General features: G+C 42.0%; 13 protein-coding genes, 2 tRNA genes and 2 rRNA genes (1 of these 17 cut by a window edge). 3 read left to right on the forward strand and 14 right to left on the reverse strand.

Annotated features, from left to right (window positions below):
- The 12 genes from FR7_RS19530 to FR7_RS19585 all read right to left on the reverse strand — a co-directional run.
- Positions 1-2,081, reverse strand: a 23S ribosomal RNA gene (locus tag FR7_RS19530) (it extends 852 nt beyond the left edge of the window).
- A 276-nt stretch (positions 2,082-2,357) separates the two neighbouring features.
- A tRNA-Ala gene (locus FR7_RS19535) sits at positions 2,358-2,433 on the reverse strand.
- A gap of 97 nt (positions 2,434-2,530) precedes the next feature.
- Positions 2,531-2,607: transfer RNA gene (locus FR7_RS19540), tRNA-Ile, on the reverse strand.
- 102 nt (positions 2,608-2,709) lie between these two features.
- Positions 2,710-4,267: ribosomal RNA gene (locus FR7_RS19545) — 16S ribosomal RNA — on the reverse strand.
- Together the 16S and 23S rRNA genes with 2 tRNA genes alongside form the textbook arrangement of a ribosomal RNA operon.
- 620 nt (positions 4,268-4,887) lie before the next feature.
- Positions 4,888-6,381, reverse strand: a complete 1,494-nt coding sequence (lysS, locus tag FR7_RS19550; RefSeq protein WP_007932273.1) for a lysine--tRNA ligase — start codon at positions 6,379-6,381, stop codon at positions 4,888-4,890.
- A gap of 52 nt (positions 6,382-6,433) precedes the next feature.
- The gene (gene greA, locus FR7_RS19555; RefSeq protein ID WP_007932275.1) at positions 6,434-6,916 is read right to left on the reverse strand and encodes a transcription elongation factor GreA; all 483 of its coding nucleotides are present in this window, start codon (positions 6,914-6,916) and stop codon (positions 6,434-6,436) included.
- 224 nt (positions 6,917-7,140) lie between these two features.
- Positions 7,141-8,235, reverse strand: coding sequence for a saccharopine dehydrogenase NADP-binding domain-containing protein (locus FR7_RS19560; protein WP_007932277.1), 1,095 nt, complete (start codon positions 8,233-8,235; stop codon positions 7,141-7,143).
- Positions 8,236-8,249: 14 nt separating this feature from the next.
- Positions 8,250-9,155, reverse strand: a complete 906-nt coding sequence (locus FR7_RS19565) for a hypothetical protein (RefSeq protein WP_007932278.1) — start codon at positions 9,153-9,155, stop codon at positions 8,250-8,252.
- A gap of 16 nt (positions 9,156-9,171) precedes the next feature.
- Positions 9,172-9,696, reverse strand: a complete 525-nt coding sequence (locus FR7_RS19570; RefSeq protein ID WP_007932280.1) for a hypothetical protein — start codon at positions 9,694-9,696, stop codon at positions 9,172-9,174.
- Positions 9,697-9,865: 169 nt separating this feature from the next.
- Entirely contained in the window at positions 9,866-10,819 is a 954-nt protein-coding gene (dusB, locus tag FR7_RS19575) for a tRNA dihydrouridine synthase DusB (RefSeq protein WP_007932282.1), read from the reverse strand.
- Between the two features lie 259 nt (positions 10,820-11,078).
- Positions 11,079-11,843, reverse strand: a complete 765-nt coding sequence (locus FR7_RS19580; RefSeq protein ID WP_007932283.1) for a type III pantothenate kinase — start codon at positions 11,841-11,843, stop codon at positions 11,079-11,081.
- Between the two features lie 201 nt (positions 11,844-12,044).
- Positions 12,045-13,034: a biotin--[acetyl-CoA-carboxylase] ligase gene (locus FR7_RS19585; RefSeq protein WP_007932284.1), complete on the reverse strand. Its 990-nt coding sequence runs from the start codon at positions 13,032-13,034 to the stop codon at positions 12,045-12,047.
- A 251-nt stretch (positions 13,035-13,285) separates the two neighbouring features.
- On the opposite strand from FR7_RS19585, the gene FR7_RS19590 reads away from it, so the two are divergent.
- The 3 genes from FR7_RS19590 (at position 13,286) to FR7_RS19600 (ending at position 16,142) form a co-directional block, all read left to right on the forward strand.
- Positions 13,286-13,963, forward strand: a complete 678-nt coding sequence (locus tag FR7_RS19590; RefSeq protein WP_007932285.1) for a response regulator — start codon at positions 13,286-13,288, stop codon at positions 13,961-13,963.
- Positions 13,960-15,357 carry a sensor histidine kinase gene (locus tag FR7_RS19595; protein ID WP_007932286.1) on the forward strand — a complete coding sequence of 466 codons (1,398 nt, stop codon included), beginning with the start codon at positions 13,960-13,962 and terminating at the stop codon, positions 15,355-15,357. The genes FR7_RS19590 and FR7_RS19595 overlap by 4 nt, the downstream gene beginning before the upstream one ends.
- 89 nt (positions 15,358-15,446) lie before the next feature.
- Positions 15,447-16,142, forward strand: a complete 696-nt coding sequence (locus tag FR7_RS19600) for a hypothetical protein (RefSeq protein WP_007932287.1) — start codon at positions 15,447-15,449, stop codon at positions 16,140-16,142.
- Between the two features lie 64 nt (positions 16,143-16,206).
- Here FR7_RS19600 and FR7_RS19605 read toward each other — a convergent pair whose 3' ends face one another.
- Together FR7_RS19605 and ftsH are read right to left on the reverse strand one after the other, a co-directional pair.
- A complete protein-coding gene (locus FR7_RS19605; protein WP_007932288.1) occupies positions 16,207-17,202 on the reverse strand; it encodes an asparaginase in 996 nt (331 codons plus the stop codon).
- A gap of 262 nt (positions 17,203-17,464) precedes the next feature.
- On the reverse strand, positions 17,465-19,372 hold the full coding sequence (ftsH, locus tag FR7_RS19610) for an ATP-dependent zinc metalloprotease FtsH (RefSeq protein ID WP_007932289.1): 1,908 nt from the start codon (positions 19,370-19,372) through the stop codon (positions 17,465-17,467).
- Positions 19,373-19,411: the final 39 nt, after the last annotated feature.

The raw sequence follows: 19,411 nt of genomic DNA on the forward strand, positions 1-19,411 counted from the left end.
GGGTAACCTGCATCTTCACAGGTATTTCAATTTCACCGGGTCCCTCGTTGAGACAGTGCCCAAGTCGTTACACCTTTCGTGCGGGTCGGAACTTACCCGACAAGGAATTTCGCTACCTTAGGACCGTTATAGTTACGGCCGCCGTTTACTGGGGCTTCAGTTCACACCTTCGACTTACGTCTAAGCACTCCCCTTAACCTTCCAGCACCGGGCAGGTGTCAGCACCTATACGTCAGCTTTCGCTTTAGCAGGCACCTGTGTTTGTGGTAAACAGTCGCTTGGGCCTCTTTTCTGCGACCTTCTTTAGCTCATACCGCAAGGGTAATCACCTAAAAAGGCTCCCCTTCTCCCGAAGTTACGGGGACATTTTGCCGAGTTCCTTAACGAGGGTTTTCCCGCGCACCTTAGGATTCTCTCCCCGCCTACCTGTGTCGGTTTGCGGTACGGGCACCCACAGCCTCGCTAGAAGCTTTTCTTGACAGCATGGGATCAGTAAGTTCATCAACCTTGCGGTCAACTCCCCGTCACTCCTCAGGCTTAACGTTTAGCGGATTTGCCTACTAAACACCCTACAAGCTTAGACGCGTTTCTTCCATTCACGCGATTACTTACCCTTCTGTGTCACTCCATCACTCAAACGGATGTGGGTGGTACTGGAATGTTTGCCAGTTGTCCATCGCCTACGCATTTACGCCTCGGCTTAGGCCCCGACTTACCCTGAGACGACGAGCGTTGCTCAGGAAACCTTAGGCTTTCGGTGGACAAGATTCTCACTTGTCTTTTCGCTACTCATACCGGCATTCTCACTTCTATATACTCCACAGCTCCTTACGGTACTGCTTCGATGCGTATAGAACGCTCCCCTACCACTTGTATCTTACGATACAAATCCATAGCTTCGGTTCCGTACTTTAGCCCCGGACATCTTCGGCGCAAAACCTCTCGACCAGTGAGCTATTACGCACTCTTTAAATGGTGGCTGCTTCTAAGCCAACATCCTGGTTGTTTCTGAAGTTCCACATCCTTTGCCACTTAGTACGGCATTGGGGACCTTAGCTGATGGTCTGGGCTGTTTCCCTCTTGACTACGGATCTTATCATTCGCAGTCTGACTCCCAAGGTCCGAGTACAGCCATTCGCAGTTTGACAGAGTTCGGTAACCTATAAGGCCCCTAGCCCAATCAGAGCTCTACCGTCTGTACTTATTTCTTGAGGCTAGCCCTAAAGCTATTTCGGGGAGAACCAGCTATCTCCGCGTTCGATTGGCATTTCACCCCTATCCACAACTCATCCCAAAACTTTTCAACGTTCACGGGTTCGGTCCTCCACGCAATTTTACCTGCGCTTCAACCTGGCCATGGATAGATCACTGCGGTTTCGGGTCTACAACAACTAACTAATCGCCCTATTAAGACTCGCTTTCGCTGCGGCTCCACATCTTCTGCTTAACCTCGCTAGTTACTGTAACTCGCCGGTTCATTCTTCAATAGGCACGCCGTCGACCACATAAGGGTCTTCGACTGCTTGTAGACATACGGTTTCAGGTTCTTTTTCACTCCCCTCCCGGGGTGCTTTTCACCTTTCCCTCACGGTACTATACGCTATCGGTCGCCAAGGAGTATTTTGCCTTGGAGGGTGGTCCCCCCTGCTTCCCACAAGGTTTCACGTGTCTCGTGGTACTCTGGATCTCAGCCATCTTGCTCTGCTTTTCGTCTACGGGACTGTTACCCCCTATGGTCTACCTTTCCAGGTAGTTCGACTAAGCCTGACTTGAATTATGCTGGTCCTCAACCCCGAATCAGTAAACTGAATCGGTTTGGGCTCTTCCCCGTTCGCTCGCCGCTACTTAGGGAATCTCGCTTGATTACTTTTCCTCTGGGTACTTAGATGTTTCAGTTCCCCAGGTGCCCTCCTCATGGTCTCAGCCATGGGTAACAATGCATTACCATTGTTGGGTTTCCCCATTCGGATATTCACGGATCAATACCTGCTTGCGATTCCCCGTGACTTTTCGGAGCTTACCCCGTCCTTCTTCGGCTCTTGGCGCCAAGGCATCCACCGTATGCCCTTCATAACTTGACTTATTGTCTCGTTACTCGGTTGTCAATAACCTATCATCTGCGTTGTTGTCGCTGTGGGCATTCGTTCGACGTACAGAAGTACGACTCACTCTTGTCCTCGCTCCGCCTAGCATCTGACAGCTTCTTGCCAACCTTTACTTGGTGGTATATTCGAGTACTAAAACAAGAATATACATGTTTCAAAAAATCCTAACATGCTCGGTAATCACCCTAATATTGCTATTAGAATTAATTACGTCGCTTTCTTCTGTGCAGTTTTCAAAGAACATTTAATAAATGGTGGAGGATAACGGGATCGAACCGTTGACCCCCTGCGTGCAAGGCAGGTGCTCTCCCAGCTGAGCTAATCCCCCGTATTCTATATGTTAGTATAAAATACTAACATCTTTTCATTTACCCGACTAAAAAAATTCGAGTTATTAAAACCTCGAATCCAAGTGGACGAATAAATGGTGGGCCTAAATGGACTCGAACCATTGACCTCACGCTTATCAGGCGTGCGCTCTAACCAGCTGAGCTATAGGCCCGTAGAGGTATTCCCTCAAAACTAAGCAATGTAAGCAAAAGTGAACAACCAGATGTGTCGACCTTGGATATGAAAGAGTATTTCATCCTTCAAATCTCCATAGAAAGGAGGTGATCCAGCCGCACCTTCCGATACGGCTACCTTGTTACGACTTCACCCCAATCACTGATCTCACCTTCGACGGCTGGTTCCATTGCTGGTTACCTCACCGGCTTCGGGTGCTCTCAACTTTCGTGGTGTGACGGGCGGTGTGTACAAGGCCCGGGAACGTATTCACCGCAGCATGCTGATCTGCGATTACTAGCGATTCCGACTTCATGCAGGCGAGTTGCAGCCTGCAATCCGAACTGAGAGCTTGTTTTTGGGTTTGGCTTCACCTCGCGGCTTCGCTACCCTCTATTTAAGCCCATTGTAGTACGTGTGTAGCCCAAGACATAAGGGGCATGATGACTTGACGTCATCCCCACCTTCCTCCGTGTTATCCACGGCAGTCTCCCATGAGTTCCCACCTTTACGTGCTGGCAACATAGGATAAGGGTTGCGCTCGTTGCGGGACTTAACCCAACATCTCACGACACGAGCTGACGACAGCCATGCACCACCTGTCTATCTGTCTTCCGAAGAAGAACTTCCTATCTCTAGGATCATCAGACGATGTCAAGCCTTGGTAAGGTTCTTCGCGTTGCGTCGAATTAAACCACATACTCCACCGCTTGTGCGGGCCCCCGTCAATTCCTTTGAGTTTCAACCTTGCGGCCGTACTCCCCAGGCGGGGTACTTATTGCGTTAACTCCGGCACTGGAGGGGTCGATACCCCCAACACCTAGTACCCATCGTTTACGGCCAGGATTACCGGGGTATCTAATCCCGTTCACTACCCTGGCTTTCGCGCCTCAGTGTCAGACACAGTCCAGAAAGTCGCCTTCGCCACTGGTGTTCCTCCTAATATCTACGCATTTCACCGCTACACTAGGAATTCCACTTTCCTCTCCTGCACTCAAGAATAACAGTATCCAATGCTTCACGGGGTTAAGCCCCGAACTTTAACATCAGACTGATTATCCCACCTGCGCGCGCTTTACGCCCAATAATTCCGGACAACGCTTGCCACCTACGTATTACCGCGGCTGCTGGCACGTAGTTAGCCGTGGCTTTCTTGTCAGGTACCGTCATTATGAACCATTATTTACAATCCACACATTCGTCCCTGAAAACAGAGTTTTACGATCCGAAAACCTTCTTCACTCACGCGGCGTTGCTCCGTCAGACTTTCGTCCATTGCGGAAGATTCCCCACTGCTGCCTCCCGTAGGAGTCTGGGCCGTGTCTCAGTCCCAGTGTGGCCGTTCATCCTCTCAGACCGGCTACTGATCGTCGCCTTGGTGAGCCATTACCTCACCAACTAGCTAATCAGACGCAGACCCATCTTCTAGTGATAGCTTATAAATAGAGGCCACCTTTAGTATTTTAAATATGCATTCAAAATACAACATTCGGTATTAGCACCACTTTCGCAGTGTTGTCCCCAGCTAGAAGGTAGGTTGTCTACGCGTTACTCACCCGTTCGCCACTAAAATTCCATTGCTGAAATCTCCGTTCGACTTGCATGTGTTAGGCACGCCGCCAGCGTTCGTCCTGAGCCAGGATCAAACTCTCCATAAAAGTTATATTATGAAGAACCTTGATGGCTCTTTAAAAAACTTGTTTGTGTTGTTCTCGCTTTCGCAGAACAACTTTGTTTCGCACTCGAAAACGAGTACCGCACATCTGGCTTATTTTAACCTTACTTACATTGTTTAGTTTTCAAGGAACACATTCGATTGTTGGTAAACTTTTCGAAGTTTTTCAACCGCCGACATTTATATATACTATCACACATTCATCGACATGTCAATGTTATCTTTTTGTTTTTCTGTTACCAACATCTGGCATGTTTCTGTAGCGCGAATATCATTTTATCATTTTAGTACTATCTTGTCAATATAGCTATCCCTTTATTCTTTAAATTATTCTTCCGTAAGAAAGCCCGCTATCGCGGGTCTTAAAAACATAAACCTTTTGAACCGCGAAGACGCGAAGAATATGAAGAACAGATCGGCTAAAACCGAACCACTAAGGCGCAAAGGACACAAAGGGGTTTATATATTTTTTTGTGCACTCCTTTGTGTGCCGCATCGGCGGCATTGTACCTTTGTGGTTCATAAAATCTCATTTTTTCGCACCTAACATACTTTTTTACTTATAAGAAAAGCGAGCTAGCGCTCGCTTTTCTTGTTTTTTCTCTATTCTTTATGCCGCATATGAGGAAATAACAATACATCTCGAATAGAAGGACTGTCGGTCAGCAGCATAACTAAACGATCAATACCAATACCTAAACCACCTGTTGGTGGCAAGCCATACTCTAACGCATTCACATAATCATGATCCATCATGTGAGCTTCATCATCGCCTGATTCACGCTGCTCGACTTGAGAAGCGAAGCGTCCTTCCTGATCAATAGGATCATTTAACTCAGAAAAGCCATTTGCTAATTCACGTGCGAAGACAAATACTTCAAAGCGATCCGTGATTTCAGGATTTTCTTTATTTCGTTTAGCTAAAGGAGAAATTTCTGTAGGATGTCCAATAATAAAGGTAGGTTGAATTAAATGTTCTTCTACTTTTTCTTCAAAGACATTATTTAATATTCCACCAATACCATTTTTGTTTTCATATTTCACACCTAGTTTAGCAGCAATTGCTCTCGCTTCTTCGAGAGTAGCAACAGTATCAAAATCAACGTCTGTATACTTCTTAACCGCCTCAGTCATAGTCAGCCTATTCCAAGGAGGAGCAAGATCAATTTCTTGACCCTGATAGGTAATCTGCGTAGTGCCTAACACTTCTAATGCTATACCCGATACAACATCTTCTGTTAACCGCATGAGGTCTTGATAGTCAGAATATGCTTGATAGAGTTCAACAATAGTAAACTCGGGGTTATGTCTAACAGAAATACCTTCATTTCTAAATACACGCCCAACTTCATATACTCTTTCAAAACCACCAACAATCAAACGCTTTAAATATAACTCAGGAGCAATCCGTAAGAATAAATCCATATCCAATGCGTTGTGATGAGTAACGAAGGGACGAGCAGCAGCCCCACCCGCTATAGGATGCATCATTGGAGTTTCAACTTCTAGGTAATCACGTTTGTCCAAGATGCTCCGTAAGGATTTAATGATCTTGCTGCGAGTCACGAATGTATTTCTAACTTCTGGATTCACAATAAGATCCAGATAACGCTGGCGATAACGAGTTTCAACATCTTTTAATCCATGCCATTTTTCAGGCAGCGGTCTAAGAGACTTTGCTAAAATTTCAAAACTAGTTGCTTTTAAGCTAATTTCCCCGCGTTGCGTTTTAAAGATAACGCCTTCAATTCCTATAATATCACCAATATCAAGAAGCTTGAATTTATCATATTCAGCTTCGCCAACAACATCTTGGCGAAAATAAGCTTGCACTTTACCAGACATGTCCATCAAATGAACGAAACTAGTTTTACCGTGCCCACGAACGGCCATAATACGGCCGGCAATTCTTGCTGATTGACCTTCTAATTGTTCAAAATTAGCAAGTACTTCATTCGCATGGATCGTAACATCATATTTACGAGCAAAAGGTTCAATTCCCTGTGCTTCAAATGCTGTCATTTTTTCTCGGCGAACACGCATCAGTTCATTTAATTCTTCACTTTTTTCAATTTCTTGATTCTGCACTTCTGTCATTTTATGATTTCTCCCCTAACTCGTCCATTTTGGCATTTTATAAAGAAGAATATTATAAATTGCGTTTAATATCAATTACTTCATATTTTAAAATACCAGCTGGCACATTTACCTCAACAATACTGCCAATCTTTTGACCCAAGATCGCTTGCCCTACAGGTGATTCATTTGAAATTTTAAATTCAACTGGATCAGCCTCTGCTGAACCAACAAGAGTATATTCAAATTCATCACCAAATTCTAGGTCTTTTAAAACAACTGTAACTCCAATGGAAACTACATCTGTCTTAATTTCCTGTTCATCAATGACCTTGCTGTTTCGAAGCATCTTTTCTAATGTTATAATTTCGCCCTCAATAAAGGCTTGTTCATTTTTTGCATCCTCATATTCGGAGTTTTCACTGATATCACCAAATTCAATAGCTTGTTTAATTCTTTCAGCGACTTCCCGACGACGCACGGATTTTAGATATTCAAATTTCTGCTCTATCTTCTTTAATCCTTCTGCAGTGAGAATAAATTGCTTTTCAGCCATGCTTTCTGCTCTCCTTTTATTTTGATTCTTAACGATTTATCTTATTCTAGGTATAGTCCCTTTTGCTACTACAAAATCATCAAAAATTGCAATAATTAAATATCGATCTACGAGACAATATAAATAGTGCCAAGTGAATAACTTGACACTTTTGGCAGCAGGTCAGAAGCCCAACTTAATATGCACTTAATTATAGGTATAAACATCCTATTTGTCAATGATTTCTAACCAATTCCTCTCTTCTGTTCTTGTTTATTAATAACTACATTTGCTTTAATCGCTGCAATTTCATCTGCTGTAATTGCTTTTTCGAAACTGCGAAAACCAGCTAATTTAAAACCATGTTTTTTAGCTAAGTTCTCAATTGTTTCTACCTGCTTTACTGTTAAGTCTCGACCTAACGTAAAATTCTCATACCGCTGCTCTAAAGACAGAATCATCGTTTCTGCCATACATGCATAGGCCGTACCATCGGGAAAGCCAAAATTCAGTCCAAAATTGACATCTCCAGGGACCTCAACGACGCCACCTTCAATTACTAATATATCCTTGCGCATTTGGGCCACACGCCGTGAAACATTCCGCGGTCTGGCTACATCACAAACAATTGCGCCTGATTTTAAATCTTCTGGTTCAATAATACTGTCTACTGCACTTGTTACAGCAATAATAATATCAGCTGACTTTAAAGCAGATTTAGTATTTGCAGTTACTTTTGCAGCTAAACCTGTTTTACGCAAAATTTGTTCAGCAAGTTTTTCCAACTTGTCTTCGTTGCGTGCAGCTAATGTTAAATATCGAACTTCCCTCGCTAAGATTTGAGCACAAGCCGCACCAATAGAACCAGTCGCACCTAAAACTAATACGTTGGCTCGTTCTAAATCAATACCCATAATTTTAGCAGCTTGCCTCGTACCTTCAAGAGCAGTAGCAACAGTATAGCTATTCCCTGTCGTTACAGCAATATTTAAGTTTTTGGCAACAGTAATACCCGCATCTCCTACAATTGAGGTAAAGGCACCTAAGCCAACGATTTTTGCACCTAGCTTTTCTGCTACTTTTCCTGCTTTGATGATCTTCTCAACAACATATCTTTCAGGCATCTCTACCATTTGCTGCGACGTTAAAGGACATGTAACAAACCAACCTTCACCTTGAGATGATGTTGATTCTATTCCTGTAATATGTGAAGTTTTAAAAGGAGGAAGATATTTGAGTACTCCCTCAACTAAACTATCTGGCCAATTCTTGGTAAATGCAAATTTTCGACTAACATCTTTAGCAGTGAGCGGATGTAAGACAAAGGCAAATTTTTCCATGAAATATTCTCCTTTCAATCAGAAAGCCGTTTAATTCGCGGCATAATCTCTAATTCCTTCAAGATACGTCCATAGTCCACCGCCGTAATTTCTTCTGGACGTTTACCTAATAAAGTAACCAAAATAGCTTCTAATACATTTGTCCCTAATGAGCGACCACCAATTTCCGGTGTCGTCGTTATCAATGTTTTTACTCCCCGATCGCGAAGCAATTCTTCATCTTTTTGGGTAACAGTATTGGTAATAACTGATTTTCCCTGCAGGCTCATCGGCATAAATCTGCGAATAAAATGAAAATCTCCTGCTATGAATTCTGCTTGTTCAAAATATTGGCTGAAACGCGGAATATTTTGCGTTTGCTTTTCACCTGTAGGATAAAACATTTCAATTGGCAGTCTCGTTATAATAGGCGCTATCACCCGCGCCAATATTGCCAAAGTCCCCAATTTACGGATTGGAATAGGCAAGCCTAAACCAAATAACAAATCACCGAATACCACTTGACTGCCTGCAGCTACTAATTCTTCTGCTAATCCAAATCGATCTACTGCACAAACAACTAAAACCTGTTTATCATTAAAGGTTATGCCTTCTTTTTCCTTCAAATGTTGTACGACTCTTCGTTCAAGAGTATTTTTAACACCACTGCCATCAACAATAGGAGTATGTTTAGCTGCTGCAGCAATTCGGGATGACTCTTTAAACGTATATCTTTTCTTTCCAGCATATATGTATAAGTCTGTCCCGCCCATGCCAAAGGCATCCACTTTACCATCTAGTTCCTTAATTAATTGTATAGCCTTATTTTTATCTCCATCCGTTCCTATCCGCTCAATGGAAAACATTTCTCCACCAAATTCCGTCATAGCTTGATGGTCGCGCTTTGACGACCCCAAACTGATACTGATAACCCGCTTCATAATATGTATACTCCCTCTATGATCTAAACAACTGCTGCACAATACTTTTAATACTCTCTGGATCTACATATTTATTCTCTGCAATGGGGGATTCGCCAATTTGTATACCAATAACTTCCTTATCCAATAGGGTCTCCATTAATTTAATTCTTAGATTTGAACCTAATATAATAACAATGTCATAGTTACGCAATGTAGCAATGATTTCCATAATGGTGTTAAAAAGACCAATACCGCTTTTTTTCTGTACAAAATCCCAGCGTTCCTGTTCCGACAGCAATAAGGAATAATCAATTCCTTCCTGTTTAGCCATTAATCGCAGCTCTTCACAATTCTCAATAGGAAAGCCCACTAAAGCCACTTTTCCGCCCTTTCGAACTTCTCCTAGTGTTTCTAATTTAGAAATAACGGTTCGGTCGATACCTACACGGTTAGCAACTTCCTGTTGAGAAAAACCTTGGCTGCGTAAATTGAACATTTCGTCGATGATCTGGTTGATCTTTTGGCGATTTATGATCTTTTCACCAATCCGCAATAACATCTGCTATCCTCTCCTACAGTACATCCCAATACAAATTCAAGCTGTTATATGATGAATATTGATTTATCTAATCTAATATATAGTATATGTGCACAAGGTTGTGCACATACATATTTTAGCATTTTTTTTCGAATTTAACAAATATAAATAAGCCACCCCACCGTTACTATTACGAAAACTGCTTCAATACCGCAATAAAATCGTCTTTGCTCACCGCTTGATTAAATTTTAAACGCAGCTCAGCGGAATGAGGCATTCCCTTTGTATACCATGCTCCATGACAGCGCATTTCTCTAACTCCAATATGTTCACCTTTATGCTCCACTAACATATCCAAATGCCTTAACAATAGAGAAAAACGTTCCTCCATACTCGGTGGCGGTAAAATCTCTCCTGAGGCTAAATAATGGGTTATTTGACGAAAGATCCAAGGATTCCCTTGTGCTCCCCGCCCCACCATTATGGCATCACAACCTGTTTGCTCCAACATTTTTTTCCCATCATAAGGCGTACGGATATCCCCATTACCAATTACGGGTATCACTACACTCTCTTTAACTTGGCGTATAATACTCCAATCGGCCTCACCTGTATAAAACTGTTCTCTAGTACGACCATGAACAGCAATTGCAGCAATTCCTGCCTTCTCAGCCAGCTTAGCTATCTCAACCGCATTCACAGAGTCTTCACTCCAGCCCTTGCGAATTTTAACAGTAACCGGCACATGTACGGCTTCTACTACACTCGCCATAATCTGATATACCAAATCTGGCTGGCACATTAAAGCACAGCCGCTGCCATTTTTCGTAATTTTGGGAGTTGGACAGCCCATGTTAATATCAATAATATCAGCACCTGATTTTTCGACATGGATTGCAGCTTTTGCCATACTATCGGGATCGGAACCAAAGATCTGCATAGCCACCGGGCGTTCCCGTTCATCAATTTGAAGCATGTGCAAGGTCTGGCAATTCTCATATAATAAACCTTTATCACTGACCATTTCGGAATACACCAAACCACAGCCCATTTCTTTAGCCAATAGCCGAAAAGGCAGATCTGTAACACCAGCCATCGGGGCTAGAATTACAGGATTATCGAGTTTAATTGCACCAATTTGCATACGCTAACGACTCCTTACTAAAAAATAAAAGGTTGAAACACGAAGATACAAAGCCATTTACGCAGACACACGAAGCGCACAAAGATCCCTATAAAACGTCTTCGTGTTCTTCGTATATCTTCATAACTTCGCGTTTCAACGTTTGTTCTAAATCCTATACGTTCTATATTGTATTAAAATTAAAATTGATACTTGATACTCGCCACCTGGCTGAAAACCAAGCACCCCTCTAAGTACCAAGTACCTATCATCCATTTGTCTACCTATTAAGATCGTAAATAATTCGTAATCCTTCTAATGTTAAAAAATGTTCCACAGCATTAATTACAGAAGTTTCTTGTGCAATCAGGTTAGCTAAGCCACCTGTTGCTATAACATAAGCATCTTGGTCCATTTCTTCTTTCATTCGTTTGACAATTCCCTCGACCTGTCCAACAAATCCATAAATAATACCCGACTGCATGCTGGTAACTGTATTACGGCAAATAACACTTTTCGGTTTAACCAGCTCAATTCGCGGCAATTTAGCTGCTCTTTGGAATAGAGCCTCAGTAGAAATACCAATACCAGGAGAGATAGCACCACCTAAATAATCACCATTTTCACCGATGACACAGAAGGTAGTTGCTGTACCAAAATCAACAATAATAAGAGGACCACTATATTTATGATGTGCAGCAACTGCATTTACAATACGGTCAGCTCCTACTTCTCTGGGATTTTCGTATTTGATAAAAATACCGGTTCTAATACCAGCCCCTACCACTAGAGGCTCCACCTTAAAATACCGTTGGCACATTTTGACTAAGGGTACAACAAGAGGCGGTACTACGGAGGAAATGATGACCTCAGAAATATCTTTAATACTAAGTCCACCATAAGCAAACAGATTATTAATTAACATCCCATATTCATCGCCTGTTTTTTGCCTATCAGTTGACACCCGCCAATGTTGTAATAATTCTTCCCCTTCGTATGCTCCAAGTACTATATTGGTATTACCTATATCAAACACTAATAGCATCGAGTCTAGCCTCCCATTGTAAATTTACGTAAAAACTCAAGATAAAACCCACACATGACAGTATATAAACAGTTCGTCATCCTGTCAACATATAAAGGAAGACTTCTAACTTAAACAGTGTTCTTTCTAGTATAACTATATTATTGCAACTTATTTATAAAAGGAAAAGATATCACTTTTCAAGATGGTATCCCGATTTACTCAAAGCAGTTTTTTACTGCGAGGCCGTATAGAAACATCACCAGCAATAATCTTCTCTATCCGGCCTTCTATTTCAACCAGCAATGCTCCATCCTTATCAATATCTACTGCCAAACCGCTAGACTTTTTACTTGTCCCAATGATATCCACAGTTTGCCCTAAGGTTACAGACAGCTCGCGCCATTCATCCAGCATTTCTACAAAGCCATGCTGAATCACTTTATGATATTCTTTTTCCAAGGCAGATAAAATCTCCTGTAACAAAGGTAATCGGGGTATCGGCTTATCGGCGGCAACAGATAGAGAAGTGGCGATTTGCCTAAGTTCTAAGGGAAATTCCTCTTGACTAATATTCACATTAATTCCCATGCCAATTACTACATGATTAATCGCATCCATTTCAGCATTCATTTCTGTCAAAATACCAACTATTTTTTTTCCTTCATATAAAATATCATTAGGCCATTTTATGCCACATTGCACCTGAGTAACGCTTCGAATCGCTTTTGTTACGGCCACAGCAGCTAGCAGCGTACATTTCGGTGCATCATAAGGGTGAAAGGGCGGTCTTAATACCACAGATAGCCAAATACCTTTACCCGCAGGAGAAAACCAACCGCGAGATATTCTGCCTCTACCGCTATTTTGCATTTCTGATAGTACAATAGCTCCTTCATGACAGCCTAAATTAGCTTGTTTTTTTGCTTCATTGTTAGTAGAGTCAATATTCTCAAAGTAAAAGATTTCCTTTTGTCCTAAGGTCTTAGTCTGCAGCTGATCGCGAATTTCATCAGGCAATAAAAAATCAGGTACACTTTTTAGTCGATAACCGCGTCGAGGATGAGCTTCAATTTCATATCCCCCTTGCTTGAGAGTTTGGATATGCTTCCAAATCGCGGTTCTAGATACTGCCAGCTGCCTGCTTATTTCTTCACCTGATAGATATTCATTTGAATACTTACGCAACATATTTAAAATGCTAGTACGCACTGTGCACTCTCCTTGTCTTTCATAATTATTAATTCCATAATAGTCTTCTCGTTAACCTCTTGTCAATCTAGTACCGTGTCAGCTTTAAAACGGCAGGATAATAGCGAGGCTATTTCACTAAATATTACCTGTTGACTTTCATTCTTCCATTTTCCATGATTGACTTATTATACTCATGATATATACTATTAGAATATTAGTATATGGTAAAAAAATACTGCTTTAAATATTAATATGATAGAGGTGAGCATATGCCTATCAAAATTTTAGTAGCTGACGATGAACCTGCTATTTGTGAAGTCGTAAAATTATATTTGGAGAAAGAGGGCTTTATTGTTTATACGGCCGAAGATGGTGATATCGCCATTGCCATAGAAACAAAAGAACAGCCTGACTTATTAATCCTTGATGTAATGTTACCAAAACTATCAGGCTGGGATATTTGTCAAACCATTCAACGTTCCGTGCCGGTTATATTCTTGACGGCTAAAAGCGCTGAATCTGATAAGATCACGGGTTTTTCCTTGGGAGCCGATGACTATATTACCAAACCCTTCAGTCCTAAAGAATTGGTAGCGAGAATTAAAGCAGTATTGCGCCGCAGCGGCTTATTACAACAAAATGGAGTTACCTTAGATTTTACTGAACTCTCGATTAATCCTGCATCGCAAGGAGTCGAGTGCAACGGGCAGTCAGCTTCCCTATCCCCTAAAGAATTTGAACTGTTATTTTTTCTCGCCCGCCATCCCCAGATTGCATTTTCCAGGGAGCAGCTCCTCACAAATGTCTGGGGTTATGACTTTGACGGAGATGATCGTACAGTGGATGCAACCATTAAGCGTCTGCGCCAAAAATTACATAATTCAAATTACAGCTACATTCATACGGTATGGGGAATCGGTTATAAATTTGAGGTACTAGGCAAATGATCCGTTCTATTTTCAGCAAAATACTTCTTTCTCATATTGGGATCATCTTATTAAGTACAATCACCTTAACATTGTTTATGTCCTATTTAGTCCGATCCAATGCTGTAGATACCAAGCGGCATGATCTATTATTTAAAGGTCAAGCAGTGGTAGAACTATTAACACCGAATCTCTTAGCCGGCAATATTCCCACTAATGAAGCTCTTGACAGAATTAGTGAACTTGCCGGGGGAAGAATCTGGCTAATTAACGAAAAAGGTACCGTCCTTGCCGGTCGCCCTCCCAATAATTGGTCGAGACGTTTTCAAGAGGATCGGCAAGAGTACATTGACTTGTTTACTGACAGCCCTCATTCTTGGATACGCCCTGCTTATCGGAGAGATCCTTCTATTGTTGTCACCTTTGCTATACCGGAGGCTCCAACACCCATTGTAATTTTTTTAGATGCTCCTATTGTGGGAGTAAACAAAACCGTGTCCTCCTTAGAAAGGACTTTGCTTTACTCCTTGCTCGCCAGCATTATTACCGCAATTCTTGCCGGATTTCTGATTGCCCGCAGCCTTACCAAGCCGATTGCGAATATCAGCCAAGCTGCCAAAAATTTTGCAGACGGCAATTATAATAGCCGCACTACAGCAATTGGCAATAATGAAATCGGTGGTTTAGGACGCACCTTTAATACCATGGCAGACTCCTTAGCTGAAATTGAACAAAACCGGCGAAACTTCTTAGCTAATGTTTCTCATGAATTAAAAACTCCTGTAACCTCTATCCAAGCTTTATCTGAAACAATCTTAGACGGTTTAGCTCCTAAACCAGAGCAGCAGCAACGCTATATTGCTACGATTTTGCAAGAAAGCCAGCGTCTTGACCGTTTAATTAGTGATTTGCTTGACCTATCCCAATTAGAAGCAGACGAATTATCCATACTTTGCGAAAAACTGGATCTGCAAACCTGGTTAGTAACAGAAGCAACTAAAATAGAAACATTACTTAATCCCAAGCATCTTACTCTGGAAACGGATATACCAGAACAATTGCCCTATGTATGGTGTGATCCAATTCGTCTAGAACAAGTATTTACCAATCTGCTGACAAATGCCATCCGCTATTCACCTGAAAACTCCACTATCACGATTCACTTATCTGTGACAAAACATCAAGTTGCTATTTCTGTTATTGACCAAGGACCAGGCATTTCTCCTGACGATGTCCCATATATATGGGACCGCTTTTATCGAGCTGATAAATCACGAGCGCGCACCTATGGTGGTACAGGTCTTGGACTTGCTATTACTAAAAAACTGGTACACGCCATGCAAGGTGAAATCAGCGTTGATAGCCATGTCGGCAAGGGATCCACCTTTACTTTCACACTCCCTATTATAAAATAAAATAGCAGCTGTCATATCTTTGTCATATCTTCTTTGTATACTGATCTCAGCAGCCAATACGGCTGACAATTATACAGGGGGAATCTGACATGAAAATAGTAAATAGAAAAACCATTGCCGCCATGGTCGCTGGTACATTTATTATAGCAGGTGCTGCTAGTCCTTTTATTGTCCAAGCGGCAGAGGAGCAAGAAACACCTTCAGCATATCACCAAAAAGAAGCAAGAAAACAATTGGACCCACAAATCGTATCCAAAAGAATTTCTGAAACATTTGGTATTGAACAATCGGTTGTTCTGAAGTATAACAATAATGGCATGAGCTTTAAAGATATTGGCAAGGCAGCATTTCTAGCCAAAGCCGGCAACCAATCCATTGACAGTGTCATAAGCAAAAAAACGGCTGATAACAACTGGAAAGATGTTGCTGATTCTCTAGGCATTACAAAAGAGCAAATAAAAAATGCACATCAAGATTTAGCTGCTGATCAGCTTAACAAAAGAACCGGAATCGATAAAAAAGCTGCCCTAAGCCTGCTTCAAGACGGCTACCAACCTCATGATATTGGAATGGCAAGCCAGCTGGCTACAGCTAGTAAAAAACCAATTAAAAATGTACTCGCATTAAAAAAGATCAATAATACCTGGTCAGATGTCGCAGCTCAATTAGGAATTGATGCGGAAACATTCAAAAAGGACTTCAAGAATGCAAGGCATGGCTCTCACCATAAAGGACCTCAGCACAACGCCGCTGATAACGCTGCTGATGACGAACGTGATTTCTAGCAGCTAGAATATCTAACATAAAAAGCAACAACGTAAGGCATAAGCCTAGTTGTTGCTTTTTTATTTAGATTACCGCTTCTACGGTGCCAATTACATCACCGCGGTGATTTTTCAATACAGGTGGAAAATACTCGATTAACGCCTGATATTCAGCAGTTGACAATAAATCTATTTTTTTCAATATTGCTATTCCCGCAGGAGTAATGGCCCTAAAACCGCCATCATCAATTTTAAAACTTACACCCAGACCATCGGGTACCGATGCGAGACAATATACCGCTTCTGCCCCAATCTTAGCTAAGATACGTCCTTTCGTAATATTCATGAGTACAGTATCAAAGCGTTTACTTCCTGCCACCACTTGAGGATATGCCAGCATAGCATCACGAATTAGTCGTACTGACGTCTCACGCCCTCCCCATTGCCCCTCTTCTGGTTTAGCCAGACGCGCATAGGCCCAAGCCATATTATACAATGGCAAATAAAACACGGGCACACCACAACCATCAATTCCCGTATCTACTTCATCTTTTTGCAAATTTGCACTATCAGCAACAGCCTGGTACATAATTTGTTGAACTGGATGAGAAAGATCGGTATATCCTGCAGGGTCGATTTTAAGCATTTGAGCCAAAGCCAACATACCACTATGTTTACCTGAACATGCATTATGCACCGCCTGATAGGGCAGTTTCTGCAGCATTAATTCCTTCACCATTTTACTACTCATAGGTTTGGCTGCCCCGCACGCCAAAGAATCCACTGATAAGCCAATCTTTTTTAATACACTGTAAGCAAGGTTCACATGTTCAGACTCACCACTATGGGATGATACCATAAAAGCCACTTCTTCATTTGTTAAATGAAATCGCTCCACGCCACCTTGTTCAATAAGAGGCAATACTTGAAAGGGTTTTGCAGCCGATCTCCAAAACATCGGCCTCTTACCATCTCCAAGCTCCCAGACCATCTTCCCTGTACTATCTACGACAGCGACATCAGCATGGTGCCTGCTTTCTACCCTGCCTCCCCGCGTATAATGCAATAATACCTCACTCATACCCAAACACCTCCAATTGATAGATATCTATATTATAACGGACAGCCTGCTCTATACCAATACCTATTGAGAAAAACTCTGTGCGTCTTTTAAAACATAATTGAACCGCAGAGGCACAGAGAACACAGAGAAAAGATAGAGGATAAAAACACCCCTCTGCGTCCTCTGTGTACTCTGTGCTCTCTGTGTTCAACGTTCCCTCTAAAACTTATAAACCCTCTGATCTACAGAAAAGAGCAGGTTTACACCTGCCCTTTTAAAACTAGGAACGAGTAATATATACGATTTTCGGTCCTGCTTGACTACTAGTATCACTAGTATCCTCAACGCTCTCAGTCTTCGTAAGAGCGATTTTCTCTGTTCCGGATTTTTGAGAAATCTGACCATGCGCTAACAGTTCTTCCAAATCGCTGGCTTCCAGTGTTTCTTTTTCAATAAGAGCAGCAGCAATCAAATGAAGCTTTTCAATATTTTCTTGCAGCATTGCTTCTGTTTTATTGTAAGCACCTTCGATCAATCTGCGTACTTCTTTATCAATAGAAGATGCTACTTCTTCACCATAATTACGGTCACGAGAAATATCTCTTCCTAAGAATACTTGTTGCTGCTGTCTATTACCAAAAGTAATCGGTCCTAAATTCTCGCTCATACCGTATTCGGTAATCATTTTACGTGACAAATCAGTGGCGCGTTCTAAATCATTCTGTGCACCTGTACTGATTTCCTTAAGAACAACAGCCTCCGCCACACGACCACCTAATAATACACTGAGTTGTTCCAGCAGCTCTGTACGCGTAGCGTAATAGCGATCCTCTGTCGGCAGCATTAATGTATAACCGCCAGCTCGTCCGCGAGGAATGATCGATACTTTATGCACAGGATCAGTATTGTCCAGCAGCATTCCAATTAAGGCATGACCTGCTTCATGATAGGCGGTGAGTTTTTTCTCACGTTCACTAATCACCTTACTTTTACGCTCAGGTCCAGCAACAACACGTTCAACAGACTCTTCCATTTCAGGCATGTCAATCCGTTTTTTGTTACGTCGTGCTGCTAAAAGAGCAGCTTCATTCACTAGGTTGCTCAAATCCGCACCCGTAAAGCCAGGCGTACGGCGCGCCAGTACATCAAGACTTACTTCCTTTGCTACCGGCTTACCTTTAGTGTGAACTTTCAATATCTCCAGACGTCCCTTAACATCAGGTTTATCAACGACAATCTGTCTATCAAAGCGACCAGGACGCAGTAAGGCTGGATCAAGAATATCAGGGCGATTCGTCGCGGCAATGATAATAATTCCTTCATTAACGCCAAATCCGTCCATCTCTACTAATAACTGGTTTAATGTCTGTTCCCGCTCGTCATGTCCGCCACCGAGACCTGCACCCCGTTGACGTCCTACAGCATCGATTTCATCAATAAACACAATACAAGGTGCGCTCTTTTTTGCTTGTTCAAACAGATCCCGGACTCTGGAAGCACCGACACCAACAAACATTTCCACAAAATCAGAACCACTGATACTAAAGAAAGGAACTCCTGCTTCCCCAGCTACTGCTCGGGCTAATAAAGTTTTACCTGTACCCGGAGGTCCAAATAACAGTACACCTTTCGGGATACGAGCTCCCAAATCATTGAATTTCTTAGGATGTTTTAAAAACTCAACCACTTCTTCTAATTCTTGCTTTGCTTCATCAGCACCAGCCATATCGCCAAAAGTGACTTTTATTTTATCTTCACCATGAAGCTTCGCCCGGCTTTTGCCAAAAGACATTACCCGATTTCCGCCGCCTTGTGTCTGCTGCATAATAAAGAACCATACCCCAATTAACAGCAGCATTGGCAAAATAGAAGAAAAAATTGTTGTCCACCATGGTGGTTGAGGCGGCTGTTCAGCCTTAATATCAACATTTTTTTCTCGCAACGTATTAATAAGTGTAGGATCATTCGGCGTAATTGTGGTAAACTCAGTACCATCTGTCAGTTTGCCTCGAATATCTTTATCGACAACCGTGACACTCTGAACCTTCTGTTCCTCAATTTGATGTAAAAATTGAGTATAACTAATTTCCTGCTTATTCGTTGTACGTGAGGAATAGTAGTCAATTATTGAAATAGCAATGATAATAATCAACAAATAAAAACTTACATTTCGAAAAAATTTATTCAAAGTAGCCCTCCTCTCACTGAAGCACCAACGTTATTTTCC

Origin of the sequence: Pelosinus fermentans DSM 17108, from assembly GCF_000271485.2 — a bacterium.
In the GTDB taxonomy this organism is placed as follows: domain Bacteria; phylum Bacillota; class Negativicutes; order DSM-13327; family DSM-13327; genus Pelosinus; species Pelosinus fermentans.

Coding starts and splice junctions, on each gene's coding strand:
- lysS (WP_007932273.1), bottom strand. CDS start 6,381: ATGACAGAAGTGCAGAATCAAGAAATTGAAAAAAGTGAAGAATTAAAT.
- greA (WP_007932275.1), bottom strand. CDS start 6,916: ATGGCTGAAAAGCAATTTATTCTCACTGCAGAAGGATTAAAGAAGATA.
- FR7_RS19560 (WP_007932277.1), bottom strand. CDS start 8,235: ATGGAAAAATTTGCCTTTGTCTTACATCCGCTCACTGCTAAAGATGTT.
- FR7_RS19565 (WP_007932278.1), bottom strand. CDS start 9,155: ATGAAGCGGGTTATCAGTATCAGTTTGGGGTCGTCAAAGCGCGACCAT.
- FR7_RS19570 (WP_007932280.1), bottom strand. CDS start 9,696: ATGTTATTGCGGATTGGTGAAAAGATCATAAATCGCCAAAAGATCAAC.
- dusB (WP_007932282.1), bottom strand. CDS start 10,819: ATGCAAATTGGTGCAATTAAACTCGATAATCCTGTAATTCTAGCCCCG.
- FR7_RS19580 (WP_007932283.1), bottom strand. CDS start 11,843: ATGCTATTAGTGTTTGATATAGGTAATACCAATATAGTACTTGGAGCA.
- FR7_RS19590 (WP_007932285.1), top strand. CDS start 13,286: ATGCCTATCAAAATTTTAGTAGCTGACGATGAACCTGCTATTTGTGAA.
- FR7_RS19595 (WP_007932286.1), top strand. CDS start 13,960: ATGATCCGTTCTATTTTCAGCAAAATACTTCTTTCTCATATTGGGATC.
- FR7_RS19600 (WP_007932287.1), top strand. CDS start 15,447: ATGAAAATAGTAAATAGAAAAACCATTGCCGCCATGGTCGCTGGTACA.
- FR7_RS19605 (WP_007932288.1), bottom strand. CDS start 17,202: ATGAGTGAGGTATTATTGCATTATACGCGGGGAGGCAGGGTAGAAAGC.